The 26,456-nt window shown below is 62.6% G+C and carries 26 protein-coding genes; 8 read left to right on the top strand and 18 right to left on the bottom strand.

The window, feature by feature from the left end; genetic code table 11:
• Nucleotides 1–64 precede the first annotated feature (64 nt).
• The 9 genes from C4J93_RS25295 to C4J93_RS25255 all read right to left on the bottom strand — a co-directional run bounded on the left by C4J93_RS25295 (nt 65) and on the right by C4J93_RS25255 (nt 6,729).
• Entirely contained in the window at nt 65–388 is a 324-nt protein-coding gene (locus C4J93_RS25295) for a DUF3392 domain-containing protein (RefSeq protein ID WP_016972961.1), read from the bottom strand.
• A 19-nt stretch (nt 389–407) separates the two neighbouring features.
• A complete protein-coding gene (hemW, locus tag C4J93_RS25290) occupies nt 408–1,610 on the bottom strand; it encodes a radical SAM family heme chaperone HemW (RefSeq protein ID WP_124430708.1) in 1,203 nt (400 codons plus the stop codon).
• Nucleotides 1,607–2,203 (bottom strand): RdgB/HAM1 family non-canonical purine NTP pyrophosphatase, encoded by a 597-nt coding sequence (gene rdgB / locus C4J93_RS25285; RefSeq protein WP_164485304.1) that lies wholly within the window; start codon nt 2,201–2,203, stop codon nt 1,607–1,609. Before rdgB ends, hemW begins: the two co-directional genes overlap by 4 nt.
• Entirely contained in the window at nt 2,200–2,634 is a 435-nt protein-coding gene (locus tag C4J93_RS25280; RefSeq protein WP_124372171.1) for a DUF4426 domain-containing protein, read from the bottom strand. The genes rdgB and C4J93_RS25280 overlap by 4 nt, the downstream gene beginning before the upstream one ends.
• A gap of 21 nt (nt 2,635–2,655) precedes the next feature.
• Complete coding sequence (metW, locus tag C4J93_RS25275) at nt 2,656–3,276, bottom strand: methionine biosynthesis protein MetW (protein ID WP_124364809.1); 621 nt, start codon at nt 3,274–3,276, stop codon at nt 2,656–2,658.
• 25 nt (nt 3,277–3,301) lie between these two features.
• Nucleotides 3,302–4,444, bottom strand: a complete 1,143-nt coding sequence (locus C4J93_RS25270) for a homoserine O-acetyltransferase (RefSeq protein WP_124430706.1) — start codon at nt 4,442–4,444, stop codon at nt 3,302–3,304.
• A gap of 133 nt (nt 4,445–4,577) precedes the next feature.
• Entirely contained in the window at nt 4,578–5,165 is a 588-nt protein-coding gene (locus tag C4J93_RS25265) for a YggT family protein (RefSeq protein WP_124364807.1), read from the bottom strand.
• A 25-nt stretch (nt 5,166–5,190) separates the two neighbouring features.
• Entirely contained in the window at nt 5,191–6,009 is an 819-nt protein-coding gene (gene proC / locus C4J93_RS25260) for a pyrroline-5-carboxylate reductase (RefSeq protein WP_124372168.1), read from the bottom strand.
• 33 nt (nt 6,010–6,042) lie between these two features.
• Nucleotides 6,043–6,729, bottom strand: coding sequence for a YggS family pyridoxal phosphate-dependent enzyme (locus C4J93_RS25255; protein WP_124410994.1), 687 nt, complete (start codon nt 6,727–6,729; stop codon nt 6,043–6,045).
• Between the two features lie 57 nt (nt 6,730–6,786).
• On the opposite strand from C4J93_RS25255, the gene C4J93_RS25250 reads away from it, so the two are divergent.
• Nucleotides 6,787–7,821 carry a type IV pilus twitching motility protein PilT gene (locus tag C4J93_RS25250; RefSeq protein ID WP_124430705.1) on the top strand — a complete coding sequence of 345 codons (1,035 nt, stop codon included), beginning with the start codon at nt 6,787–6,789 and terminating at the stop codon, nt 7,819–7,821.
• A 139-nt stretch (nt 7,822–7,960) separates the two neighbouring features.
• On the opposite strand, the gene C4J93_RS25245 is transcribed toward C4J93_RS25250, so the two are convergent.
• Nucleotides 7,961–8,599 (bottom strand): C40 family peptidase, encoded by a 639-nt coding sequence (locus tag C4J93_RS25245; RefSeq protein ID WP_124368691.1) that lies wholly within the window; start codon nt 8,597–8,599, stop codon nt 7,961–7,963.
• Nucleotides 8,600–8,848: 249 nt separating this feature from the next.
• Here C4J93_RS25245 and C4J93_RS25240 point away from each other — a divergent pair, with 249 nt between their 5' ends.
• A complete protein-coding gene (locus C4J93_RS25240; RefSeq protein ID WP_124368690.1) occupies nt 8,849–9,277 on the top strand; it encodes an NINE protein in 429 nt (142 codons plus the stop codon).
• 132 nt (nt 9,278–9,409) lie between these two features.
• Here C4J93_RS25240 and C4J93_RS25235 read toward each other — a convergent pair whose 3' ends face one another.
• The 7 genes from C4J93_RS25235 to gshB all read right to left on the bottom strand — a co-directional run bounded on the left by C4J93_RS25235 (nt 9,410) and on the right by gshB (nt 15,380).
• Nucleotides 9,410–10,681 (bottom strand): dihydroorotase, encoded by a 1,272-nt coding sequence (locus C4J93_RS25235; protein ID WP_124430704.1) that lies wholly within the window; start codon nt 10,679–10,681, stop codon nt 9,410–9,412.
• Nucleotides 10,678–11,682 carry an aspartate carbamoyltransferase catalytic subunit gene (locus C4J93_RS25230; RefSeq protein WP_124364800.1) on the bottom strand — a complete coding sequence of 335 codons (1,005 nt, stop codon included), beginning with the start codon at nt 11,680–11,682 and terminating at the stop codon, nt 10,678–10,680. The genes C4J93_RS25235 and C4J93_RS25230 overlap by 4 nt, the downstream gene beginning before the upstream one ends.
• A 25-nt stretch (nt 11,683–11,707) precedes the next feature.
• Nucleotides 11,708–12,214: a bifunctional pyr operon transcriptional regulator/uracil phosphoribosyltransferase PyrR gene (gene pyrR / locus C4J93_RS25225; protein ID WP_124405545.1), complete on the bottom strand. Its 507-nt coding sequence runs from the start codon at nt 12,212–12,214 to the stop codon at nt 11,708–11,710.
• A gap of 161 nt (nt 12,215–12,375) precedes the next feature.
• Nucleotides 12,376–12,813 (bottom strand): Holliday junction resolvase RuvX, encoded by a 438-nt coding sequence (ruvX, locus tag C4J93_RS25220; protein WP_003213744.1) that lies wholly within the window; start codon nt 12,811–12,813, stop codon nt 12,376–12,378.
• Nucleotides 12,813–13,382 carry a YqgE/AlgH family protein gene (locus tag C4J93_RS25215; RefSeq protein ID WP_124430703.1) on the bottom strand — a complete coding sequence of 190 codons (570 nt, stop codon included), beginning with the start codon at nt 13,380–13,382 and terminating at the stop codon, nt 12,813–12,815. Before C4J93_RS25215 ends, ruvX begins: the two co-directional genes overlap by 1 nt.
• 61 nt (nt 13,383–13,443) lie before the next feature.
• Nucleotides 13,444–14,349, bottom strand: a complete 906-nt coding sequence (locus tag C4J93_RS25210) for an energy transducer TonB (protein WP_124368685.1) — start codon at nt 14,347–14,349, stop codon at nt 13,444–13,446.
• 77 nt (nt 14,350–14,426) lie between these two features.
• A complete protein-coding gene (gene gshB / locus C4J93_RS25205; RefSeq protein WP_124368684.1) occupies nt 14,427–15,380 on the bottom strand; it encodes a glutathione synthase in 954 nt (317 codons plus the stop codon).
• Nucleotides 15,381–15,619: 239 nt separating this feature from the next.
• Between gshB and pilG the strand changes: the two genes are divergently transcribed.
• The 6 genes from pilG to C4J93_RS25175 all read left to right on the top strand — a co-directional run bounded on the left by pilG (nt 15,620) and on the right by C4J93_RS25175 (nt 25,446).
• Nucleotides 15,620–16,027: a twitching motility response regulator PilG gene (pilG, locus tag C4J93_RS25200; RefSeq protein ID WP_124364796.1), complete on the top strand. Its 408-nt coding sequence runs from the start codon at nt 15,620–15,622 to the stop codon at nt 16,025–16,027.
• 45 nt (nt 16,028–16,072) lie between these two features.
• Nucleotides 16,073–16,438, top strand: a complete 366-nt coding sequence (gene pilH / locus C4J93_RS25195) for a twitching motility response regulator PilH (RefSeq protein WP_034116227.1) — start codon at nt 16,073–16,075, stop codon at nt 16,436–16,438.
• A gap of 12 nt (nt 16,439–16,450) precedes the next feature.
• Nucleotides 16,451–16,975 (top strand): chemotaxis protein CheW, encoded by a 525-nt coding sequence (locus tag C4J93_RS25190; RefSeq protein ID WP_124364795.1) that lies wholly within the window; start codon nt 16,451–16,453, stop codon nt 16,973–16,975.
• Nucleotides 16,972–19,023, top strand: a complete 2,052-nt coding sequence (locus tag C4J93_RS25185) for a methyl-accepting chemotaxis protein (protein ID WP_124372160.1) — start codon at nt 16,972–16,974, stop codon at nt 19,021–19,023. Before C4J93_RS25190 ends, C4J93_RS25185 begins: the two co-directional genes overlap by 4 nt.
• 161 nt (nt 19,024–19,184) lie before the next feature.
• A complete protein-coding gene (locus C4J93_RS25180) occupies nt 19,185–24,998 on the top strand; it encodes an Hpt domain-containing protein (RefSeq protein WP_124430702.1) in 5,814 nt (1,937 codons plus the stop codon).
• A complete protein-coding gene (locus tag C4J93_RS25175; protein ID WP_124364792.1) occupies nt 24,991–25,446 on the top strand; it encodes a chemotaxis protein CheW in 456 nt (151 codons plus the stop codon). The genes C4J93_RS25180 and C4J93_RS25175 overlap by 8 nt, the downstream gene beginning before the upstream one ends.
• A gap of 129 nt (nt 25,447–25,575) precedes the next feature.
• Here C4J93_RS25175 and C4J93_RS25170 read toward each other — a convergent pair whose 3' ends face one another.
• Complete coding sequence (locus tag C4J93_RS25170) at nt 25,576–25,863, bottom strand: HigA family addiction module antitoxin (protein ID WP_124368680.1); 288 nt, start codon at nt 25,861–25,863, stop codon at nt 25,576–25,578.
• Nucleotides 25,864–26,456: the final 593 nt, after the last annotated feature.

The raw sequence follows: 26,456 nt of genomic DNA, 5'->3' as shown, positions 1-26,456 counted from the left end.
TGTCTGACCCCCTGCCATCGGGGGCAAGCCCCCTCCCACATTTGGATCTGTGTTGGGTTTGCGGTCAGCGGCGGTCGGCGACGACGCCAATCAACACCAGCACCACCACCAGCACCGGCGCGAGGCTGTAGTTATTGAACTGGCTCAGCCCGCGCACGATCCACGGCGTGGCGTAGATCAGCGCCGCGCCGCTGCCGATCATGCACACCAACGCCATCAAGGGGACGCGCAACGCGCCGGCGATGCTGCCCAGGCGGGCTTCGACCCAGCCCTTGATGTCTGCGCCGAACAGCACCAGTAAACAGCCGACCAGCGCCAGGGAGATTTCCGACAGGTTGCTACGGCTCCAGCGGGATACGGTGGCGAGCAGGTCCAGTACCAAATCCATTCGATTTCCTTAAGAGCGATCAGCTCAAAAACGTCTGCAACAGGTCATTGAGAAAGAGTTGCCCGCGGTCGGTCGCCGCCAGGCGTGACGGTTCGACCTGCATTAAGCCACTTTGTTCTGCCTCGCGGCGGCCTTCGGCGAGGCTCGCCAGGTCAAGGCCGGTGCGCTCGGTGTAAAGCCTGGCGTCTACGCCTTCGGTGAGGCGCAGGGCGTTCATCAGGAACTCGAACGGCAGCTCTTCATTGGTCAGTTCTTTGGCCCCCGCCTGGAAGCTTTTGGCCGGGTTGAGGTAGTCCTTCGGTGCGCGGGTTTTCCAGGTGCGCACGATGCGCCCATCCGGATGGCTGAGTTTGCCGTGGGCGCCCGCGCCGATACCGATGAAGTCGCCAAAGCTCCAGTAATTGAGGTTATGCCGCGCCGGTCGACCGGGTTGGGCATAGGCCGAGACTTCATATTGTGTGTAACCGTGCTCGGCGAGCAGCGCTTGGCCGGCTTCCTGGATGTCCCACAGGGTGTCGTCTTCCGGCAGCGCGGGGGGCTGGTTCCAGAACACCGTGTTGGGTTCCAGGGTCAACTGGTACCAGGACAAGTGCGTCGGCTTCAATGCGATGGCTTGGCGCAGATCGGCCAGGGCGTCGTCCAGGGACTGATCGGGCAAACCGTGCATCAGGTCCAGGTTGAAGTTATCGAACCCGGCCTGGCGCGCCATACCCGCAGCGCGAACGGCTTCATCGCCGTTGTGGATGCGGCCCAGGGCTTCGAGCTTGGCCTGCTGGAAGCTCTGGATGCCGATGGACAGGCGATTGATCCCCAGCTTGCGGTACGCCACGAACTTCTCTTGTTCGAAGGTGCCGGGATTGGCTTCCAGGGTGATTTCGATGTCGTCGGCAAACGCGATGCGCGCTTGCACCCCTTCGAGCAGCCGCCCCAACGCGGCAGCGCTGAACAGGCTCGGGGTGCCGCCGCCAAAGAAGATCGAGCTCAGTTTGCGGCCATGAACGGCGTGCAGGTCCTGGTCCAGATCCGCCAGCAAGGCGTCCACATACGCTTCTTCCGGCAGCACGGTGCTCGCGGTATGGGAGTTGAAGTCGCAATAGGGGCACTTGCGCACGCACCACGGGATATGGATGTACAGCGCCAGGGGCGGCAGCACTGGCAACGCCGACCGGGGTGTTTGCGCGCCGCCGTGGATCAGTGGCAGCGCCTGGGTGTGGTGGGTCATTTCAGGCTCAGGCGTTGGCGCAGCAAATCCATTGCGCGGGCGCGGTGGCTGATCTGGTTCTTGTCGGCCGGGCTCAGTTCGGCGCTGGAGACATTGCGCTCCGGCACCCAGAACAGCGGATCGTAGCCAAAGCCATGCTCACCGCTGGCTGCATGCAGGATGCGCCCGTGCCACAAGCCTTCGCAGAGGATCGGCAAGGGGTCGTCGGCGTGGCGCACCAAGGCCAGCACGCAGACGAACTGCGCACCGCGCATCGCGTCCGGCACATCCTTGAGCGCCTCCAGCAGCTTGGCGTTGTTGGCCGCATCGCCCTTGCCATCGGCATAACGCGCCGAATAGATGCCCGGTGCGCCACCGAGGTAGTCCACCGCCAGGCCCGAATCGTCCGCCAAGGCCGGCAGGCCCGAGATGCGCGCGGCATTGCGCGCCTTGAGGATGGCGTTCTCGACAAATGACAGCCCGGTTTCTTCCGGCTCGACTTGGCTGAACTCACCGATCGAGCGCAGCTTCACCGCGTCACCGAGCATGGCCTGCAATTCTTTGAGTTTGCCGGCGTTATGGCTGGCGAGTACGAGTTGAGTGAGGTTCATCAGTCGGCCGGAAACAGTTCTTGGTTGAATTGGAAACCATGGGCTTTGCCGCCGGTTTCAACATTGATGGTAAACGTCTTGTATTCCCGCTGGGTCACGGAGTAGGGCGCAAGGTAGCTGACACCGCCTTTCTCTTCGATCTGCTTGAACGTCAGGATTTCGCTCTTGCCGCCCAAATCCTTGATGGTGCCGGTCACTTGGGCCGCGACGGGGGTTACGCCCTTGATCACGGTCACATTGATCAAGCCCTTGTCCTTGCTGCGCACCACGCCGACCTTCTGGGCGGTCTCCGGCGACAGAAAGCTTGAAGTGAAGGTGTTGTAATGAACGGTGATATCGCCGAAGTCTTTCTTGCGGTTAGCGTCGATAGCGTCCGCAGCCATGGCGCTGGCGCCCAGGCAGGCGGTCAGGAGAAAAACAGCCAAACGACTCATGAGCGTCCCTCTTGATAATGATTAGACGGCAATCTTGTGGTCGGTCAGGCCAGGGCTGCTGACCCGGTAGATACCGATTTCGCCCAACAGGTTGGGCCATAGCTTACTCGCCCAGCCGTGGCGATGTTGTTGATCGACGGCAAGGCGGTTGATCACCTTGGCCTCACGCTCGCCACACAGGGCTTCGAAGTCTTCGAAGGTGCAGAAGTGGATGTTCGGCGTGTTGTACCAGGTGTACGGCAGGAAGTCCGACACCGGCATGCGGCCCTTGGTGGCCAGGTACCAGCGGCAGCGCCAGTGCCCGAAGTTGGGGAAGGTGATGATGCACTGGCGGCCGACGCGCAGCATTTCGTCGAGGATACGGTCCGGGTAGTGCACGGCTTGCAGGGCCTGGGTCATCACCACGATGTCGAAGCTGTCGCTGGCAAAGTTGCCCAGGCCCTTGTCCAGGTCCTGCTCGATCACGTTGATGCCCTTGGCCACGCACTGGGCGATGTTGTCCGGGTCGTTTTCCAGGCCGTAGCCGGTGACTTGCTTGTTGTCGCGCAGCCAGCTCAGCAGCTCGCCATCACCGCAGCCCAGGTCGAGCACGCGGCTGCCGGCGGGGATCCAGTCTTGGATGATTTCCAGGTCGGCTCTCATGGCGTTTTCCCAAAGCGTAAGCAATTCATATAAGCGCTATTCGGTTCATGTAGTTACTGAACGCCTGCAGATAACGGGGAATCGGAATCAGGAAGGCGTCGTGGCCTTGCGGTGCATCGATCTCCAGGTAGCAGACGTCTTTGCGTGCAGCCATCAGGGCGTCCACCAGCTCGCGGGAGCGCGCCGGCGAGAAGCGCCAGTCAGTGGTGAACGACATCACGCAGAACTTGGCCGTGGCCTGCTCGAAGGTCTTCGCCAGGTCGTCATTGAAGTTCGCGGCCGGGTCGAAGTAGTCCAGGGCCTTGGTCATCAGCAGGTAGGTGTTGGCGTCGAAACGCCCGGAGAACTCCTCACCCTGATAACGCAGGTAGCTTTCCACCTGGAACTCGACGCTGTGGAAGTCGTAGTTGAGCTTCTCGCTTTTGAGGCCACGGCCGAATTTCTCGCCCATGGAATCATCGGACAGGTAGGTGATGTGCCCGACCATCCGCGCCAGCATCAGGCCACGCTTGGGGATCACCCCCGCTTCCTGGAACGAACCACCGTGGAACTCCGGGTCGGTGAGGATGGCCTGGCGCGCCACTTCGTTGAAGGCAATGTTCTGCGCCGACAACTTGGGCGCCGAGGCGATCGCGAGGCAGTGGCGCACGCGATCCGGGTAGGTGATGGTCCATTGCAGGGCTTGCATGCCGCCCAGGCTGCCACCGATCACAGCCGCCCATTGGCTGATGCCCAGCCGGTCGGCGAGGCGCGCCTGGCTGTGCACCCAGTCTTCCACGGTGAGTACCGGGAAGTCGGCGCCGAAGGGCTTGCCGGTCTCCGGGTTGAGGCTGCTGGGGCCGGTGGAACCGTTGCAGCCGCCGAGGTTGTTCAGGCTGACCACGAAGAACTTGTTGGTGTCGATGGGCTTGCCGGGGCCGATGCAGCTGTCCCACCAGCCGGGCTTGCGCTCGTCGACGCTGTGGAAGCCCGCAGCATGATGGTGGCCGGACAAGGCGTGGCAGATCAGCACGGCGTTGCTCGCCGTGGCGTTGAGTTGGCCGTAGGTTTCGTAGATCAAGTCGTAGGCGGGCAGCGAACGACCGCAGGCCAGGGCCAGCGGTTCGCTGAAGTGCGCCACTTGGGGCACGACCAGTCCAACGGAATCGGGGGGGAAGGCAGTTGGCATCGACCCTGCTCTCGTTTAAATGAGGCGTAAGTCTAAAGACCACTGGACCCAGCGGCAAGCAAAGGCCTGCGCCGGTACACAGATACAAAATGTGGGAGGGAGCAAGCCCCCTCCCACACTTTCCAGCGTATTGTCAGATCAGGCCGAATAGTTCTTTAGGCATGAACGCATAGAACGCCAGGCGTGGAATCACCCAGCTTTGAATCAGCTGGATCGCGATAAACGCGAAGATCGGCGAAATATCCAGGCCGCCCAAGTTGGGGATCAGGCGACGGAACGGCGCCAGCACCGGTTCGGTGATCTGGTAGACCAGCTCGGCGCCGGGGCTGCGGCTGCCGGGGGCAACCCACGAGAGGATCACGCTGATGATCATCGACCAGAAGATGATCTTCAAAAACAGCGAGAAAATACCGATCAGCGCCCATGGCAACAGCAGCACGGTGAAGGCCTGGTAGCCATTGAGCATCAGGATCACCACGAACAGCAGGATCTGCAGCAGCAGTGCCAGTACCAGCGACGACATGTCCAGCCCGAACAGGCTCGGGATCACCCGGCGCAGCGGCTTGAGCAGCGGCTGGGTGGCCTTGACCACGAATTGGCACAACGGGTTGTAGAAGTTCGCCCGCACCAGTTGCAGGATAAAGCGCATCAGCACGATCAGCAGGTACAGGCTGCCCAGGGTCTGGATGATGAAGATGGCAGCGTCATTGATTCCGAGCATGTTTGTTTACCTTGGTAAGTGACGACTATTTGCCCAGTTGCTCAGCCATTTCGGCGGAACGGTGTGCCGCAGCACCCAGTGCTTTTTCCACCAGGGCTTCAAAGCCGCCGGCCTGGAATGATTCGATGGCGGCATGGGTGGTGCCGCCCGGGGACGTGACGCGACGGCGCAGCTCGGCCGCATCCACATCGCTGGTCACCGCCATCTTCGCGGCGCCCAGGGCGGTTTGCTCGGCCAGTTGCTCGGCAACGTCGGCAGGCAGGCCCAGTTTCACGCCGGCGGCGGTCATGGCTTCGATCAACAGGAAGAAGTACGCCGGGCCGCTGCCGGAAACGGCGGTGACCGCGTCCAGTTGCTGCTCCTGCTCCAGCCACAGGGCGATGCCCACGGCGGATAACAGTTGCTCGGCCTGGTCACGCTGTGCGGCGCTGACGTCGGCAGTGGCGTACAAACCGCTCACGCCCTGGCGCAACAAGGACGGCGTATTCGGCATGCAACGTACGATCGGTTGGGCACCGAGCCAGGTGTTCATGCTGGCGCAGGTGATGCCGGCAGCGATGGACACCACCAGCTGATGCGCCTGCAGGCTCGGGCGCAGGCTTTCGCACACGGCCTTCATGGCCTGGGGCTTGACCGCCAGCACAATGACGTCGACGCCCTGAATGGCCTCGGCGTTGTCGGCAAAGGTTTCAATGCCGTGTTCGGCGCTGACGCGGGCGCGGGTTTCGGCGCCGGGATCGCTGGCGCGAATCTGCGCAGCGTCCAGACCCTTGGCCCGCAGGCCGCCGATCAGGCTGGCTGCCATGTTACCGGCGCCGATAAAGGCAATACGCATGTCTTTCATGACAGGTCCTTAGCTAGATGAACGTCAGCCATTTCACGGCTGGCCGTAGTCGCGGGCGCCAAACAGCGCGGTACCGATCCGCACCCAGGTGGCGCCTTGAGCGATGGCCGACTCGAGGTCGTGGCTCATGCCCATGGAAAGTGTGTCGAGTGGCAGGTTCAGGCTGGCTTGCAGCTCGCGCACCGTGGCGAACGCCGCATCCTGCGCCGCGCGATCGTCAGTCGGCTCGGGGATCGCCATCAGGCCCCGCAGCTTCAGGCGCGGCAGGGCGCTGATGGCGTTGGCCAAGGCCGGCAGGTCGGCGGGCGTACAGCCGGACTTGCTGGCTTCGCCACTGACGTTGACCTGGATGCAGATATTCAGCGCCGGCAGGTCGGCAGGGCGTTGTTCGGACAGACGTTGTGCGATTTTCAGGCGGTCCACGGAATGCACCCAAGCGAAGTTCTCGGCGATCGCGCGAGTCTTGTTCGATTGAATGGGGCCGATGAAGTGCCAACTCAAGGGCAAGTCGGTTAATTCGGCCTGTTTGCCCAGGGCTTCCTGCAGATAGTTTTCACCAAAGTCATGCATTCCGGCGGCAAAGGCTTCGCGCACGGCTTGCGCCGGTTTGGTCTTGCTCACGGCCAGCAGGTGGATGCTGCTTGCGTCACGCTGCACGGCGTCGGCGGCGGCGCGGATGCGCTGGCTAACCAGGCCGATGTTGTCTGCTATCGTCGACATTCAAGTTGCGCCCGTGGATATGGAGTCCGCGGCATTCTACTGGAAATGGAAAGCCCTATGGATATCACTGAATTACTGACGGCCAGCGTGCGCCGGGGCGCCTCCGACCTGCATCTGTCGGCTGGCCTGGCGCCAATGCTGCGCATCGATGGCGAGGTCTGGCCGCTGGACAGCCCGATACTGGCCGGCACGCAAGTGGCGGATTTACTGAGCCCTTTGCTCAACCAATACCAACAAAAGGATTTCGAAACATCTCTTGAAACGGATTTTGCGTTCGAGCTGCCCGGCGTGGCGCGCTTTCGCGCGAATGTGTTCCAGCAGGCGCGTGGCGTTGGCGCAGTGTTTCGCACGATCCCCACCGACATCCAGAGCCTGGAAAGCCTTGGCTTGGGCGAAGTGTTCCAGCGTATCGCGCTGTTACCCCGTGGCCTGGTGCTGGTGACCGGGCCCACCGGGTCGGGCAAGTCCACCACGTTGGCGGCGATGATCGATTACCTGAATCGGCATCGGCGCCAGCACATCCTCACGCTGGAAGACCCCATTGAATTTATCCACAGGCCGAAAATGGCGTTGATCAACCAACGCCAGGTGCATCGCGATACCCACAGCTTTTCGGTGGCCCTGCGCTCGGCGCTACGCGAAGACCCGGATGTGATCCTGGTGGGCGAGCTACGTGACCTGGAAACCATCCGCCTGGCGCTGACGGCCGCTGAGACCGGCCATCTGGTATTTGGCACCTTGCACACCACCTCGGCGGCAAAGACGGTAGACCGGCTGGTGGACGTGTTCCCTGCCGTGGAAAAGGCCATGGTCCGCTCGATGCTGTCGGAGTCGCTGCAGGCGGTGGTGTCCCAGGTGCTGGTGAAGAAGGTCGGCGGCGGACGGGTAGCGGCTCACGAGATCATGCTGGGCACGCCGGCCATTCGTAATCTGATCCGCGAAGACAAGGTGGCGCAGATGGTCTCGGCGATTCAGACCGGTGGGGCGTTGGGGATGAAGACGCTGGATATGAGTTTGAAGGCGTTGGTCGGGGAGGGCGTAATCGGTCGGGAGGATGCCCGGGAAAAGGCGAGGGTGCCAGCAGACATCTAGATCGGGAGAACAGCATAGAACAAATGTGGGAGGGGGCTTGCCCCCGATAGCGGTGGATCAGCCAATGAATCTGGCGACTGACACTCAGCCATCGGGGCAAGCCCCCTCCCACATTGTTTAACTGCATTTCAGTCTGGAATCAGCGCTGCACGATCCGCAGGTTGCTGTTCTGCTCTTTGGGCAGCACCCGCTTGGCGATCACATAGTTCTTGTCCCAGAACGGCTTTTTCAGCGTGTCGATGCTCACCGACTTGCCACGACGCGGCGCGTGGATGAAGCGGTCGTTGCCCAGATAGATAGCAACGTGGTTAACCTGGCGGCTCTTGAGCTTGAAGAACAGCAAGTCGCCCGGCTTCAGGTCTTTGCGATCGACTTTCAACCCGTGGCCGGCGGCCATGGCGTTGGATGTACGCGGCAAATCCACGGCTTTGACATCGTTGAACGCATATTTCACCAGGCCGCTGCAGTCGAACCCTTTACTTGGGCTGCTGCCGCCCCAACGATAAGGAGTACCGAGCACGTTGACGGCACGGCTGAGAACATCGCTGCTTTGCTTGGTATTCACGGCCAGCTGGGTGGAAAGCGTTTTACCGTGGGCCTTGCTCAGTTGAGTCGGGCGGCTGACAGTCGGCTTTACCGATTTGGCGGTGCTGGGCGTGCTATGAACTTTAGGGGTAAAACCGTTAACGTTTGGAAGACGTTGCTCACGATTGGTGGCGTGGGCGGCCAGTGGCATTAATAGGCAAATGGTTAGCCATGTCTTGAAAAATGGTCGCATTAGGCGTGGCTCTTATGGGTTTGCGCGCAACTTTATAACAGGTTTTGGTGTCGTTCTCAGGCCGTTTGTCGACTGGACCTTGGGGTCAAATTCAGCAAAAACGCGACGATTCGTCGCAATTGTCCGACACAAGTCAGGCGGTATAAGGCTTTGAGGGCAGGAAGATACCATTTGCCGTACGTCGGGCGCTCGTAAAAAAGTCACAAAAAAAATGAACAAATTTATCTATTGAGTGAAAAGAGGTAGTTCATGAACACCTATCAACAGGTTACTTCGCAGCAAGACACCCACAGCAAGGTGATCGGTTACCTGCTATGGATTTTCGGTTTTACCGGAGCGCATCGCTTCTATTACGGCAAGCCGGTCACCGGCACGATCTGGTTTTTCACCTTCGGCCTGCTGGGCATCGGCTGGCTGATCGACCTGTTCCTGATCCCGGCGATGGACCGTGAAGCCGACCTGCGTTTTACCGCCGGGCCCATCGAGTACAACGTGGCCTGGATTCTGTTGGCGTTCCTGGGCGTGTTCGGTGTGCACCGGATGTACCAGGGCAAATGGATCACCGGCCTGATCTACCTGCTGACCGGTGGTTTGTTCCTGGTGGGGGTGCTGTATGACTTCTGGACGTTGAACAGCCAGATTTCGATCCGCAATGCCGAGCGCAACAACGGGCGCTGATTGCTTAAGCCTAATAGAGAACCAATGTGGGAGGGGGCTTGCTCCCGATAGCGGTGGATCAGTCAGCTTATCTGTAGCTGATCCACCGCGATCGGGAGCAAGCCCCCTCCCACATTTTTTACCGTGCCCGCTTCAGGCCTGGTAGCTGATCCGCCCATCCATCAATGTGTACCGCACCGTTGCCGGCAGGCTGTGACCAATGAACGGGCAATTTTCCCCCTTGGACAGCCAGTGCTCCCCGGCAACCGTGGAGCTGGCCGGGTCAAACAGCACCAGGTCCGCCGCCGACCCCACCGCCAGCTGGCCCGCCGGCAAGCGCAAGGCCTGGGCCGGGCCGGTGCTCAGCCGTGCCAGCAGCGTAGGCAGGTCCAGCAAGCCATCCTCCACCAAGGTCATCGCCAGCGGCAGCAACAGCTCGACGCTGCTGATACCCGGCTCGGTGGCGCCAAACGGCGCCAGCTTGGCATCGCGCTCGTGGGGCTGGTGGTGGCTGGAAATCGCCGAGACCACACCCGACTTCACCGCCGCGCGCAAACCTTCACGATCGGCCAGGGTGCGCAGCGGCGGCTGTACGTGGTAGAGGCTGGAGAAGTCGATCAGCGCTTCGTCGGTCAGGATCAGCTGATACAGCGCCACGTCTGCCGTCACCGGCAAGCCGCGCGCCTGGGCCTGGGCGATCAGGGCGACGCCGCGGGCGCTGGTCAGTTGGCTGAAGTGCGCGCGTACGCCGCTTTGTTCCACCAGCAACAAATCACGGGCCAGGGCCACGGTTTCTGCGGTTTCCGGGATGCCCGGCAAGCCGAGGAAGCTGGCCACCGCGCCTTCATGGGCCAGGCCGCCTTCGGCCAGGTCGCGGTCCTGGGAATGAAAGATCACCGTCAGGTCGAAGGTGGCCGCGTATTCCAGGGCACGGCACAAGGTACGGCTGCTGCGAAAGCTTTCCAGGCCGTTGCTGAACGCCACGCAACCGGCGTCGCGCAAGGCGATCAGCTCAGCCAGTTGTTCGCCTTCCAGGCCTTTGCTCAAGGCGCCGACAGGGAACACTTTGCAATTACCCGCTTCACGAGCACGGTCGAGGATCAACTCGGTGACCGCCGAGGTGTCCAGGATCGGCTTGGTGTTCGGCGGACAGCACAGGCTGGTCACGCCACCGGCGGCGGCCGCGCGGGTTTCGCTGGTGATGTTGCCTTTGCGGCTGTAGCCCGGCTCGCGCAGGGCGACGTTAAGGTCCACCAGCCCTGGCGCGGCCACCAAGCCTTTGGCGTCGATGCTCTCGACGGCAAGAAAGCCTGCCGGCGCTGCGCCAATGGCGACGATCTTGCCGGCGTCCAGATGAAGGTCGGTAACGCGATCCAGGCCACTGGCCGGATCGATGACGCGGGCGCCGAGGATGCTGAGCTTCACTGGGCGTTCTCCTGCTCGAATTGACGTTGCGCGGTTTGCCCGCTCATGGCCATGGACAGCACGGCCATGCGGATGGCGATGCCGTAGGTCACCTGGTTGAGAATCACCGACTGCGGGCCGTCCGCCACCGCCGACTCGATTTCCACCCCTCGGTTGATCGGGCCGGGGTGCATCACGATGGCATCCGGCTTGGCACCGGCCAGGCGTGCGGTGGTCAGGCCGAACAAGCGGTAGAACTCGCCCTCGCTCGGCAGCAGGCCACCGGCCATGCGTTCGCGTTGCAGGCGCAACATGATCACCACGTCGACATCCTTGAGCCCTTCGGCCATGTCGGTGTAGACCTTCACGCCGTACTGTTCGACCCCAACGGGCAGCAAGGTTTTCGGGGCGATCACGCGAATGTCCGGGCAGCCCAGGGTCTTCAGGGCCAGCATGTTCGAGCGCGCGACCCGCGAGTGCAGGATGTCGCCGACGATGGCCACCGAGAGGTTTTCAAAGCTGCCTTTGTGCCGACGGATGGTGAGCATGTCGAGCATGCCCTGGGTCGGGTGGGCGTGGCGGCCATCGCCGCCATTGATGATCGCCACATTCGGGCAGACATGTTCAGCGATGAAATGCGCCGCGCCGGAGTCGCCGTGGCGTACCACGAACATGTCGGCGGCCATGGCTTCCAGGTTGCGCAAGGTGTCGAGCAGGGTTTCGCCTTTGCTGGCCGACGAGGTGGACACGTTCAGCGTGATCACGTCGGCCGATAGCCGTTGGGCGGCCAGTTCAAAGGTGGTGCGGGTGCGCGTGGAGTTCTCGAAGAACACGTTGCAGATGGTCTTGCCGCGCAGCAGCGGGACTTTCTTCACCGCCCGGCCACCGACTTCGAGGAACGAGTCAGCGGTGTCGAGGATTTCGGTGAGCAGTTCGCGGGGCAAACCATCGAGGGACAAGAAATGTTGCAACTGGCCCTGAGCATTGAGCTGCAGCGGGCGCTTGGCATCTAGAGGCGTCATCGCGGGGACTCTTTTACAAGGCGGGTTAAAGGGCAAGGTCTTGCAGTTCGAGTTCGAGCGGCGTTGGACCGGACAATTTTACCCGCTGGTGGGCTTGCAAAGACAGCGTCGCACCCACCACATCCGGGCTGATCGGCAATTCCCCAGCCTCCAGGTCCAGCAGGCACACCAGGGTGATACTGGCCGGGCGGCCGTAGTCGAACAGCTCATTCATGGCCGCGCGTATGGTACGGCCACTCATCAATACGTCGTCGATCAGCACCAGGTGCTGGCCTTCGATCTCGAACGGCAGCTGCGAGGGGCGCACTTGCGGATGCAGGCCGTTCTGGCTGAAATCGTCACGGTAGAAGGACACATCCAGGGTGCCCAGGGGCGAATCGCTGCCCAACTCTTCCAGCAATGCCTGGGCCACCCACACACCGCCGGTGCGGATGCCGATAAAGCGCGGTTCGCTGATGGCGCGGTGCTCAAGGTGCGCCTTGAGGCGTATCGCCATCTGGCTGATCAGTTCGGCGGGATTGGGCAGGCTCATGGTGGCTCCTCATTAAGTGTGTAGGAGCGAGCTTGCTCGCGAGAAACGTCAACGATAACGCGTGAAGCCTGGATGTACGCGGTGCCTGTGAGTTCTTCGCGAGCAAGGACTAGGCGTCCCCCTCGCTCCTACAAAAGCGGCAAAGCAGCAAGCCGCGTCAGTCAGGATTCAAATAAAGCGGTGTTTTCATCCAGCCAGCCCTGCAGCAGCAGGGCGGCGGCGATAGCGTCCACGGGGTTGTCGCGGTAACTGCCCTTCTGCCCGCCACGGTCACGGCGCTCGCCCTTGGCTTCAAAGGTGGTCAGGCGCTCGTCGTGGGTATAGAAGGGCAGGTTGTAGCGGCCATTGAGGCGACGCGCGAACTTTTCGGCGCGCAGGCACATCTCGCTGGGCGTGCCGTCCATGTTCAGGGGCAGGCCGACCACGACGGCATCGGGCTTCCATTCCTTGATCAGCGCTTCAACCTGGTTCCAGTCCGGCACGCCGTTCTGGGCCTTCAATGTGCACAGCTCGCGGGCCTGGCCGGTAATCACCTGGCCCACCGCTACGCCGATCTGTTTGGTGCCGTAGTCGAACCCCAGGATCAGACGCAAAGCCATCAGGCGTGCCCCGCCTGGCTGGTCAACAGGCTGAGGTTGACCCGCAGCTTGGCGGCGGCGGCTTCCAGGCGCAGTTCGCTGGCGGTGTTGAAGAGGATGTCGGCGTCGAACGGGCAAGTCAGCCAGGCATTGCTGGCCAGTTCGGCCTCCAATTGCCCGGCTTCCCAGCCGGCGTATCCCAGGGTGATCACACTTTGCTCGGGGCCGACGCCGTCGGCAATCGCGAACAACACATCCTGGGACGTGGACAGCGAGACGCCCTCAAGGTCTACCGTGGCCTGGAACGTCGGCCCGCTGGGGTGCAACACGAAGCCGCGATCGGTCTGCACCGGCCCGCCGATGTAGATCGGCACGTCCTGGCAGCTGGCTGGCGGATCGATTTCCGGCCGCAACTGCTCGAGGATATCGGCCAGGTTAAGCTCCTGCGGGCGGTTCACCACCAACCCCATGGCACCATTGGCCGTGTGCTCGACGATGTAGGTCAAGGTCTGCGCAAAGTTCGGGTCGGCCATATGGGGCATGGCGATCAGAAAGTGGTGCTTGAGGTAGGTCGGGCTGACATTTTTCATGTCCACTAGTGTGGCGTTGGAGGGGCGAACTGACAAGCTGGGAGTTTGCTGGTGGCGAGGGTCAGTTGCTGGAAAGGCGGTCACCCTTGGCGAATTTCCAGGTGCGGATGATTTCCAGGCGGTCCACATCGTTCAAGTCGCCCGTAAAAGGCGCGAAGGGCGCGGCCAGGCGCACGATGCGCTGGGCGGCCTGGTCCAGCAAGGGCTGGCCGGACGACTCCAGTACCTGCACTTCATACAGCGAACCATCGCGGTTGATCGACACCAGCAAGCGCAAATTGCCGTAGATCTGCTGGCGGCGCGCCTCCTCCGGATAGTTGAGGTTGCCGATGCGCTCGACTTTCTTGCGCCATTCGTCCTTATACCAGGCGCCTTTGTCGCGCATGGTCGAGGCGGCGTTCAGGCGGTAGATGCGCGGGCGCTTGGCGTACAGCTGCTGTTCGTGGGCCAGTTCGGCTTCCAGGCTGGAAATCTCGTCGGACAGCGTCGAGCTGTCGAACGTTGGCGCAGGCTTGACGGGCTCGGGTTTGGGCTCGGTCTTGGTCTTTTCGCGCTGGGTCGGGGCTTTTTGCGGTTTGGGCGCGACTGTGGTCACGGCAGCCTTGGGCGTGGCCTGTTTGACTTCAGGCCTGGGAGCCGGCGGTGGGGTAACTTTGTTGACCTTGTTGTCCTGGAACGGCGCCACTTCGGTGGTCTTGGGCACGGCTTTCTTGTCGAGCGTGCCGCTGCCTTGCTGGTTCTCCTGGGCGAGAAAATCGGCCTTCTCGGGCTTTTTATCGCTCTTGAAGGTGGCCAGCGTGATTTCCAGGGTTTTGGTGATCTGCTTGGGCTCGACCATGGTGAAGCCCAGGCCGAGGATCAGTGCGAGGTGGATCAGCGCTGCCAGGAACAGGGTAAATCCGAGCCGATCAGCCGGGCGCACGCCGCTGTGGGAGAGTTCGGGGGGCAGTTCGGACGGGAGCGTCATGACAAGAAAACCAACATCGCGCGTTTCACAGGTGGCGCATGATAACGCAATGTTGGTTTATGTCCGGCTGTTCTATGTCACTTGGCTTGTAGCTTGCGCTCAATGGCCGCCATCAGCATTTCGCCGATGTTCGTGCCAAATGCGTTATCAATCTCGCGAATACAGGTCGGGCTGGTGACGTTGATCTCGGTGAGGTTTTCGCCAATTACGTCAAGTCCTACGAACAGCAGACCTTTTTCGCGAAGGGTCGGGCCAACTTGAGCGGCGATCCAGCGATCCTTGTCCGACAGCGGCCGCGCTTCACCTCGGCCACCGGCCGCCAGGTTGCCACGGGTCTCGCCGGCCGCAGGGATACGCGCCAGGCAATAATCCACCGGCTCGCCGTCGATCATCAGGATGCGTTTGTCGCCGTCCTTGATCGCTGGCAGGTAGGCCTGGCCCATGATCTGCTGGGTGCCCAGCGCCGTCAGGGTTTCCAGGATCACCGAGAGGTTCGGGTCGCCCGCGCGGTGACGGAAGATCGATGTGCCGCCCATGCCGTCCAGCGGCTTGAGGATCACATCACCGTGCTTGGCGGCAAATTCACGCAGCACGTCGGCGCGGCGGCTGACCACGGTAGGCGGCGTGCACTGCGGAAACAGCGTGGCGAACAGTTTTTCATTGCAGTCGCGCAGGCTTTGCGGCTTGTTGACGATCAACACGCCGGCACGTTCGGCCTGCTCCAGCAGGTAGGTGGAATAAACGAATTCCATGTCGAACGGCGGGTCCTTGCGCATCAGGATCACGTCCAGGTCGCTCAGGGGGCTGTCGACTTCATCCTGCAGTTCGAACCACTTCTCGGGGTTGGCGAATACCTGCAACGGGCGCATCCGCGCACGGGCCTCGCCGTCGCCCTGGTAAAGGTCGCGCTGTTCCATATAGAACAGGCTCCAGCCGCGGGCCTGGGCGGCCAGGAGCATGGCCAGCGAGCTGTCCTTTTTATAGGAAATGCTGGCGATAGGGTCCATGACAATGCCGACGCGAACGCTCATGGGGGATTTCCTCTAGCAAATTAGGGCGCATAAAAGTGGCGTCAGAGTGGCGCTGCGGCTGTTGTGGGTCAAGGAAAAACCACCAGGCGGGCGCCTCGATAGATTGCGCCCGGAGACTGTGCTAAAAAGACTGCCACGGCGCAGCAGCCCTTGAATTCCAAGGCTTGTGGCGCTCATTCTGTGAGAGATCAGGCAGTACACACCGAAAACCGATTCGCTGTGGCGATGGTAGAGCAACTATGGAACAGCATTCCAACGCCTTGAGAGTGATGGTGATCGACGATTCGAAAACGATCCGCCGCACCGCCGAGACGCTGTTGAAGAACATGGGGTGCGAGGTCATCACGGCCATCGACGGTTTCGATGCCCTGGCCCGAATCGTGGACCATCACCCGCACATTATCTTTGTCGACATCATGATGCCGCGCCTGGATGGCTACCAGACCTGCGCGCTGGTGAAGAACAACCCGGCGTTCAAGTCGATCCCGGTGATCATGCTGTCCTCCAAGGACGGCCTGTTCGACAAGGCCAAGGGGCGTATCGTGGGTGTCGATCAGTTTTTGACCAAGCCTTTCAGCAAGGAAGAACTGCTGGGTGCGATCAAGGCCTATGTGCCTGCCTTCGCCGCAGTAGAACAAGCACACTGACGCCGCCTCAAAGGGGCCGGCGCGACCAATGTAGTGGGGAAAACCATGGCACGTGTTCTGATCGTCGACGATTCGCCGACCGAAATGTACAAACTGACCGGCATGCTGGAAAAGCATGGTCACGAGGTTCTCAAGGCCGCCAATGGCGGCGATGGTGTGGCGCTTGCCCGCCAGGAAAAACCTGACGCGGTATTGATGGACATCGTGATGCCGGGCCTCAATGGGTTCCAGGCCACGCGCCAACTGACCAAAGACAAAGAAACCGAGCACATCCCGGTGATCATCATCACCACTAAAGACCAGGAAACCGACAAGGTGTGGGGCACTCGCCAGGGCGCAAAGGACTACCTGACCAAGCCGGTCGATGAAGAAACCCTGATCGCCACGCTGAACAAGGTGCTGGCCGGCTGACGGCACGCCATCATGACCGAGTCGCAAACCGCCTTTGAGCTGCTGCTGGACATCGACCGCCGCTGCCGCCTGCTGGCCGCCGACCTGCCGTCCCAGGAAACCCGCCTGCAACGCTGGAGCGGGATTGGCTTTCGCCTGGGGCAGCAATGGTTTGTGGCGCCCATGGGCGAAGTCGCCGAGGTGTTGCATGAGCCGCGCTGTACCCTGATGCCTGGCGTCAAGCCCTGGGTCAAGGGCGTGGCCAACCTGCGCGGGCGCTTGCTGCCGGTGATGGACCTGGGCGGGTTCCTCGGCCAGGCACTGTCCAAGGCGCGCAAGCAACGGCGGGTGCTGGTGGTGGAATTCAACGATCTGTTTGTCGGGTTGCTGGTGGACGAGGTGGTGGGCATGCAGCATTTCGCACTGGACGCCTGGCAGGCGAGTACCGCCGCTGGCGCGCCGTTTATCCAGGGCCAATTCGATGGCGACCCGCAGTGGCAGGTCTTCAGCCCCTTCGCCCTGGCCCAGGCTCCAGGTTTCATGGATGTTGCCGCATGAGCACCGTCATCCCGCCCAAACCCCAGGCCGCCTCGCGCAGCCGTTCGCAGATCATCGTGCTGTTTATCGCCCTGATCGTGTTCATCATGCTGTTGTTCGCCAACTTCGCGTACCTCAACACCCAGTCCACCTACGACAAACAGTACATCGGCCACGCGGGCGAACTGCGGGTGCTGTCCCAGCGCATCGCCAAGAACGCCACCGAAGCCGCCGCCGGCAAGGCGGCCGCGTTCAAACTGCTGGGCGAGGCGCGCAACGACTTTGCCCAGCGCTGGGGCTACCTGAAAAAAGGCGACCCGCAGACCGGCCTGCCGGCCGCACCCAGCGCGGTGCGCGCTGAAATGCGTGCGGTGCAGACCGACTGGGAAGCCCTGCTGAAAAACACCGACGCCATTCTCGCCAGCGAACAGACCGTGCTGTCATTGCACCAGGTGGCCGCCACCCTCGCCGAGACCGTGCCGCAGTTGCAGATAGAGTCGGAAAAAGTCGTCGACATATTGCTCCAGCGCGGCGCCCCTGCGAGCCAGGTGGCATTGGCTCAGCGCCAGTCATTGCTGGCGGAGCGCATCCTGGGCGCGGTCAACACCGTGCTCGCCGGCGACGAAACCGCGGTGCAGGCCGCCGATGCCTTCGGTCGCGACGCCAACCGTTTTGGCGTGGTGCTCAATGGCATGCTCAACGGCAACCCCGGCCTGCGCATCACCCAGGTCGAAGACCCTGATGCCCGCGCCCGGTTGGGGGAAATTGCCGAACTGTTCGAATTCGTCTCGGGCTCCGTCGATGAAATTCTCGAAACCTCGCCGCAGCTGTTTCAGGTACGCGCTTCGGCGGGCAATATTTTCAACCTGTCGCAAACCCTGCTCGATGAGGCCTCGCACCTGGCCACCGGTTTTGAGAACCTGGCCGGCGGGCGCAGCCTGGATACCCTGGGTGGCTATGGGCTGGGGCTGCTGGCGCTGGCGTCGATCATCCTGATCGGCCTGGTGATGGTGCGCGAGACCAACCGCCAACTGCATGAAACCGCCGAGAAAAACGAGCGCAATCAGAACGCGATCATGCGTCTGCTGGACGAAATCGAAGACCTGGCTGACGGCGACCTGACCGTCACGGCCTCGGTCACCGAAGACTTCACCGGCACCATTGCCGATTCGATCAACTATTCGGTGGATCAGCTGCGCGACCTGGTGGCGACCATCAACCTCACCGCCGGGCAAGTCGCCGGCGCGGTACAGGAGACCCAGGCCACCGCCATGCACCTGGCCCAGGCCTCGGAGCATCAGGCCCAGCAGATCGCCGAAGCCTCCACCGCGATCAACCAGATGGCCCAGTCCATCGACCAGGTGTCGGCCAACGCCGCCGAGTCCTCAGCGGTGGCGGAGCGTTCGGTAGAGATCGCCAATAAGGGCAACGAGGTGGTGCACAACACCATCCACGGCATGGACAACATCCGCGAACAGATCCAGGACACCGCCAAGCGCATCAAGCGCCTGGGGGAATCGTCCCAGGAGATCGGCGACATCGTCAGCCTGATCGACGACATCGCCGACCAGACCAACATTCTCGCCCTGAACGCTGCGATCCAGGCGAGCATGGCCGGGGACGCCGGGCGTGGTTTTGCGGTGGTGGCCGATGAAGTGCAACGGCTGGCCGAGCGCTCATCGGCCGCCACCCGGCAGATCGAAACCCTGGTGCGGGCGATCCAGGCCGACACCAACGAAGCCGTGATTTCCATGGAACAGACCACCACCGAAGTGGTGCGCGGCGCGCGCCTGGCCCAGGACGCCGGGGTGGCGCTGGAAGAGATCGAAGGCGTCTCGAAAACCCTGGCGGCGCTGATCCAGAGCATCTCGAACGCGGCGCAGCAGCAGACCTCGTCGGCGGGGCAGATTTCCCTGACCATGAATGTGATCCAGCAGATCACCACGCAGACGTCGTCCGGTTCCACGGCGACCGCCGAAAGTATTGGTAACCTGGCGAAGATGGCCAGTCAGTTGCGCAGGTCGGTGTCAGGTTTTACCTTGCCGGCAGCCAAACAGGCAGATGACTGAAATGCGATCCAAATGTGGGAGGGGGCTTGCTCCCGATGGCGGTGCATCAGTCACTTGATCCATCAGCTGAACCACCGCTATCGGGAGCAAGCCCCCTCCCACAGGTGATCTCCATTGGTTTCAAGAACACCAGCAACTCATGAATTCTAAGCGGAGCAGTTATGGTTGATCGGCACGACTACGTGGCCCTCGAATGGGTCAAGGGCGACATTGCCGAAACCCTGAAACAGGCCCGTTCGGCGCTGGACGCTTATGTTGAAACCGGCGACGGCATTGATGCGTGCCTGGCCGGTATCCACCAGGTGCACGGCGCGCTGCAAATGGTCGAGTTCTACGGCGCGGCCCTGCTGGCTGAAGAGATCGAAGCCCTGGCGCTCGCGCTGCAGGCCGGGCAGGTCAGCCAGCGCGACGAAAGCATCCGCCTGCTGCAACAGGCCCTCGGCCAATTGCCGCTGTACCTGGACCGCGTGCACAGCGCCCGTCGCGACCTGCCGCTGGTGGTGTTGCCGCTGCTCAACGATTTACGCAGCGCCCGCGGTGAAGGCCTGCTGTCGGAGACCAGCCTGTTCAGCCCGCAGCTGCTGACGATCGCGCCGCTGCCCGACGAGGTGCTGGCTCAACGCACACCGCCGGACATTCACGAACAACTGCGCCAATGGCACGCACTGCTGCAGCAAGCCCTGGCCGGGTTGCTGCGCGAGGACCACGGCCCGAGCAACCTGGAAGACATGGCGCGGGTGTTCGCGCGCCTGGAAGCGCTGTGCCAGGGCGCGCCGCTGTTGCCGTTGTGGCAGGTCACCTCGGCGCTGGTCGAAGGCATGCTCACCGGGGTGATCGCCAATAGCCCGGCACTGCGCAGCCTGCTCAAGGCCAGCGGCAAGCAACTCAAGCGCCTGCTGGCCCAGGGCATTGTCGGGATCAACCAGCCGGCGCCGGATGAGTTGCTCAAGAGCCTGCTGTTCTACGTCGCCAAAGTCACCCGGCCGACGCCGCGCATGCAAAGTTTGAAGGAGCGCTACGGCCTGGACGAGGCCTTGCCCGACAGTGCCGTGGTGGATGCCGAGCGGGCGCGCCTGGCCGGGCCGGACCGCAACGCCATGGGCTCGGTGCTCGGCGCATTGTGCGAAGAGCTGGTGCGGGTCAAGGAACGCCTCGCTCTGTTCGTGCGCAGCGACCGCCAGCACACCCAGGACCTTGACCCGCTGCTGGCACCGCTGCGCCAGATCGCCGACACCCTGGCGGTCCTTGGTTTCGGCCAGCCGCGCAAAGTGATCATCGACCAACTCGCCGTGGTCTTGAGCCTGGTGCAGGGCCAGCGCGAACCCAGTGACGCCGTACTGATGGACGTTGCCGGAGCGTTGCTCTACGTCGAAGCCACGTTGGCCGGGATGGTCGGCACGGTGGAGCCGGAGAGCCGCGAAGAGAGCCGTCTGCCGACCACCGACCTGACCCAGATCCACCAATTGGTGATCCGCGAGTCCTGCCAATGCCTGCGCCAGGCCAAAGAGTTGGTGATCGATTGCATCGAGGCCGATTGGGACCGCCAACGTCTGGAATCCCTGCCGGAGCTGCTGAGCCAGGTGCGCGGCGCCCTGGCGATGATTCCACTGCCTCGCGCGGCGAGCTTGATGCGCGGCTGTACCGATTACGTCGATGAGCAATTGATGGTCAACGATACCGCGCCCGGCCAAGCGCCGTTGGCGCATTTCGCCGAGGTGATCAGCAGCCTGGAGTACTACCTGGAACGCATGCTCCAGGACCCCGACGCCGCTGGGGAAAAAGTGCTGGAACTGGCCACCCAGGGCCTGAGCGCGCTGGGCTACCTGCCGGTGGAAAAACCCTGGCGCCAGGCACTGGCTGCGCCCGACGGCGCCCTGTCCGGCGACAGCGCGCCAAGCCAGTCCCAATTCGATGCGCTGGCCAGTCCCACCTCGCGCCTCAACCCTCCGGCCCTGCAGCGCCCGGGAAGCTTGCAGCCGCCCCCACCCGATGAAGCGCCGATTGACGATGAGTTGCGCGAAGTCTTCCTCGAGGAAGCCGATGAAGTCCTCGACGTGCTGTACCGTTACCTGCCCGACAGCACGGAAAAAACCGCTCAGGGCGAAATGCGCCGTGCCTTCCACACCCTGAAAGGCAGCGGCCGTATGGTCCGCGCCCTGGTGATGGCGGAACTGGCCTGGGCTGTGGAAAACCTGCTCAACCGCGTGCTTGAGCGCAACGTGGCCATGGGCCCTGAAGTGCAGCAGGTGCTGGATGACGCGGTGGCGCTGCTGCCGGAGTTGATCGCCGACTTCGCCACCGACGACCAGCGCCAGCGCGATGAGGTCGACGCCCTCGCTGCCCGCGCCCACGGGTTGGCCAGCGGCGCCCAGGTACCGGTTGCCGAGCCCCACGATCCGATGTTGCTGGAGATCTTCCGCAATGAAGCCCAGAGCCATCTGGACAGCCTCGACCAGTTCCTGCAACAGGCCGCCGAACACCTGCCGCTGCAGGTCAGTGATGAATTGCAACGCGCCCTGCATACCCTCAAGGGCAGCGCCTACATGGCCGGCGTGTTGCCGATTGCCGAACTGGTACGTCCGCTCGACCACCTGACCCGCGAATACAAGGCGCACCGTGTGCCGCTGGACCTGGACGAAATCGAGTTGTTGCTGGAAGCCGAGGGCCTGTTGCAAAAGGGATTGCGTGACCTGGACGGCGATCCCCTGGCGCCGATCAAGGGCGCCGCAGACTTGATCACGCGCACCCAAAGCCTGTTGGACCAACAGCTTGAAACACTGCTCAACGCCCCCGGCACCGGCCTGCGCGTCAAGTGCGACCCGCAACTGATCAGCAACTTCCTGGCCCAGGGCATGGACATCCTGCTCGACGCCGAAAGCCTGCTGCGCCGCTGGCAGCAACACCCCGGCGAGCGCCAGGAACTGACCGCGCTGCTGGACGAACTGACAACCCTGGGCGAGGGTGCGCACATCGCCGACCTGCACCCTATCGATCAATTGTGCGAAGCCTTGCTCGACCTGTATGGCGCGGTGGAAGAAAGCAGCCTGGCGGTCAGCGAGCGGTTCTTCCAAGAGGCCGAGCAGGCCCATGAAGCGCTGATCAATATGCTCGACCAACTGGCGGCCGGGCAGGAAATCAGCCCGGCGCCGGCACGGGTACAGGCCCTGCGCGCGTTGCTGGATGACGCCCTCGATCCCTCCGCCACCGGCCTGATCAAACGTGACGGCAGCCGTGGCCTGAGTGTCGCCGAGCTGGGTGCCGCGACCGAGGAGCTGAGCCGGCACACGGCGATGGACGATGAGATCGTCGACATTTTCCTTGAAGAGGCGGTGGATATCCTCGACAGCGCCGGGCAGTCCCTCAAGCGCTGGTTGCTGGAGTCCGATGGCCTGGCGCCGTTGTCCTCGTTACAGCGAGACCTGCACACCCTCAAGGGCGGTGCGCGCATGGCCGAAATCGGCCCGGTGGGCGACCTGGCCCAGGAGCTGGAATGTGTCTACGAGGGGCTGGTAGACCGCCGCTACAGCTACTCGACCGAGCTGTCCCAGCTGCTGATGGCTAGCCACGAACGCCTGGCCTTGCAGTTGGAGGAATTGCATCAGCACCAGCCCCTGAGCGACAGCGCCGAGCTGGTCGCGAGGTTGCGCGAACTGCGCCACAGCAGCCTTTCGGCGGCCCCGGTTGCATCACCGGAAGCCCCGGGTGCCGACCCCGAACTGCTGGATATTTTCCTCGAGGAAGCCGCCGATATTCTCGACAGCTCCGGCAGCGCGTTGCTGCGCTGGCAGGCCGAACCCGGCAACCGCCAGGAAGTGGAAACCCTGCTGCGTGACCTGCACACCCTCAAGGGCGGCGCGCGCATGGTCGAGATCGGCCCGATTGGCGACCTGGCCCACGAGCTGGAGTTTCTCTACGAGGGGCTGTCCGCAGGGCTGCTCGCGCCGTCGCCCGAACTGTTCGCGCTGTTGCAAGGTTGCCACGACCGGCTGGCGCAGATGATCGATGCGGTAGCGGACGGCTTGCCGGTGGGCTCGGTGGACAAGCTGATCGAGCGCATCAAAAGTTTGGTGCACCCCAGCGATGAGCCGGTAGTGCCGGTGGCATTGCCGGTGGGTAAGGCGGAAGCTGCGGTGGATCCGGCCGCCGACATGGTGAAGATCTCCGCCGAACTGCTCGACGACCTGGTCAACCTTGCCGGCGAAACGTCGATCTTCCGCGGCCGTATCGAGCAGCAGGTCAACGACGCGCGCACTGCGCTCACGGAAGTGGAAACCACCATCGAGCGCATGCGCGACCAACTGCGCCGCCTCGACACCGAAACCCAGAGCCGGCTTTTCAGCCGCCAGCAGGCCGAGGCCGAGCGCCTGGGCTACGAAGAATTCGACCCGCTGGAAATGGATCGCCATTCGCAATTGCAGCAGTTGTCCCGCGCGCTGTCCGAATCGGCCTCCGATTTGCTCGACCTCAAGGAAACCCTCGAGCGCCGCAATCAAGACGCCCATGACCTGCTGCAGCAACAGGCGCGTATCAACACCCAGTTGCAGGAAGGCCTGATGCGCACGCGCATGGTGCCGTTCGAGCGCATGCTGCCGCGCCTCAAGCGCATCGTGCGCCAGGTCGCCGGCGAGCTGGGCAAGGACGTCGAGTTCGTGGTCGGCAATGCCGAGGGCGAAATGGACCGCAACGTCCTGGAACGCATGGCGGCGCCGCTGGAACACATGCTGCGCAACGCCGTCGACCATGGCCTGGAGTCCCGTGAGGTGCGCCTGCAAGCGGGCAAGCCGGAGAAGGGGCGCATCACCCTGGACCTGACCCACGAAGGCGGCGACATCGTCTTCGACATGCGCGACGACGGCGCCGGTGTGCCCCTCGAAGCCGTGCGCCGCAAGGCGATCAAGCGCGGCCTGCTCGACCCCAATCAAGAGATCAGCGACCGCGACGTGCTGCAGTTCATCCTGCAACCGGGGTTTTCCACCGCCGAAAAGATCACCCAGATTTCCGGACGCGGTGTGGGCATGGACGTGGTGCACGAAGAAGTGCGCCAGCTCGGCGGTTCGATGGTGATCGACTCGATCCCGGGCGTGGGTGTGCACTTCAGGATTCGCCTGCCGTTTACCGTGTCGGTCAACCGTGCGCTGATGGTGCAGTGCGCGGACGATCAGTATGCGATTCCGCTCAATACCATCGACGGCCTGGTGCGCGTGCCGCCCCATGAACTGGCGGGGCACTACCAGCAAGATCCGCCGCGCTATGCCTATGCCGGCCAAGTCTACGAACTGTTTTACCTTGGCGACCTGCTGCACACCGTCAGCCGCCCCAAACTGCTCGGCCAGTACCAGCCGGTGCCGGTGTTGCTGATGCAGTGCAATGAGCGGCACGTGGCGGTGCATGTGGATGCCATGGCCGGGACCCGCGAGATTGTGGTCAAGGGCCTGGGGTCGCAGTTTGCGGGCGTTCAGGGCTTGTCCGGAGCGACGATCCTGGGCGATGGCCGCGTGGTGTTGATCATCGACCTGCTGGCGCATATCCGCGCGCGGCAACCGGCGTTGCCGGCGCAGTCGGTGGATGCGCCGCTGATCCTCAACGACCCGCTGAAAAAGCGCCCGCTGTTGGTGCTGGTGGTGGACGACTCGGTCACCGTGCGCAAAGTCACCAGCCGCCTGCTGGAGCGCAACGGCATGAACGTGCTGACCGCCAAGGACGGCATTGACGCCCTCGCCGTGCTTGAGGAACACACCCCGGACCTGATGCTGCTCGACATCGAAATGCCGCGCATGGACGGCTTTGAAGTGGCGATCCAGGTGCGCAACGATCCACGCCTGATGCGCCTGCCGATCATCATGATCACCTCGCGCACCGGCCAGAAACACCGCGATCGCGCCATGGCCATCGGCGTCAACGACTACCTCGGCAAGCCGTACCAGGAGTCGGTGCTGCTGGAAAGCATCGCGTATTGGAGCAAGTCCCATGCTTGACCATCGCGCAAGCCAACTCACCGGGCTGTTGCTGCCGTTGGCTGACCGTCACCTGATAGTGCCCAACGTTGCGGTAGCCGAACTGATCGACTTCCAGCGCGGCGAACCGGCCAGCGATGCACCGCCGTGGTACCTGCGCCAGGTGACCTGGCGCGATCGGCAAATCCCCTTGATCAGCTTCGAAGCCGTGTGCGGCGAAGCCAGCATGACCGGCGAGCGTTCACGCATCGTCGTGTTGAATGCACTGGGTGGGCGGCCGACCTTGAAGTTCATTGCGCTGGTGATCCAGGGAATCCCGCGCTCCTACAAGCTTGACAGCGAACTGAGCTACGTGGACGTCCCGCTGTGCCCGCTGGAGCTGGCGGCGGTACAGGTGGGCGAGCATGTGGCGAAGGTGCCGGACTTGATGGGGCTTGAAGCGTTATTGGCGGAGTCCGGACTGGCCTGAGCCCTACGCAGATCCAATGTGGGAGGGGGCTTGCCCCCGATGGCGGTGTGCCAGTCTCAGCAACTGTCACTGAACCACCGCTATCGGGAGCAAGCCCCCTCCCACACTGATCGTGCTCGTCTCCAGACTTCAATCAATCCGCGCAAACCGCTCGATCACTGGCTGCTCACGATGCTCGGCCTGCCACAAGTCGTAGGCGCTTTGCATCGACAGCCATAGCCGAGCGCTGCTTACGCCAGCGCGCTCCAACCTCACGGCAAGGTCGGGGCTGACAGGCGCATGACCATGCAGAATCCTTGAAAAGGTTTCGCGGGCGAAGCCAAGCCGCCGTGCCATTTCGGTGATGGTAATGCCCAGGGCCGGGATCACATCTTCAAGCAATATTTCACCTGGGTGAGGTGGGTTGTGCATACCCATATCGATACCTCTACTCAGTGACGCTCTGCAATGGCCTTGCATCGGGTTTAACGATCGGATTCATGATGCCTGCCCGTGGCGCTATCGGATGGAAAAGGGTAGGGAGGTGAGTTCCGAGCAACAACCTGAAAAGCCTGTCGGAGCATTCTTTGCTGCCTATCGGAATGGAGATCAGCGGGAGCGGCCAGCTCGGTCAATCAGTGGCTGCGTACGATGCTCGGCTTGCTACAACGTAGGGTTGGGATTTATATAACGCCTGAATCGATGATCGTCCCCACGCTCTGCGTGGGAATGCATCCCGTGACGCTCCGCGTCACCCTTGCGAAGGGGCTTTAGTGTTGCGCGGGCTGGCGGGACGCGGAGCGTCCCCGGCGGCATTTCCACGCGGAGCGTGGGAACGATCAGGTAGGCGGGACTTCGGATTTTTCCCGCAAGATTTTGGGCTGTGCGTGAACTTGTCGTGAACGGCCTGCGCGCCTAGTCTTCGTCCCGTCATCGCAAAAAACGGTGACACGGACGTGCAAGTCCGGTTACATGTCGGCGCACCAACGCCCATAGCCATTCAGCGGGCGTTTTTCATGCCTGCTGTACTT

Source organism: Pseudomonas sp. R2-37-08W (assembly GCF_003851705.1).
Classification (GTDB): Bacteria; Pseudomonadota; Gammaproteobacteria; order Pseudomonadales; family Pseudomonadaceae; genus Aquipseudomonas.
Note: the sequence above shows the minus strand (reverse complement) of the source record. Positions and strands in the feature narration are given on the sequence as shown.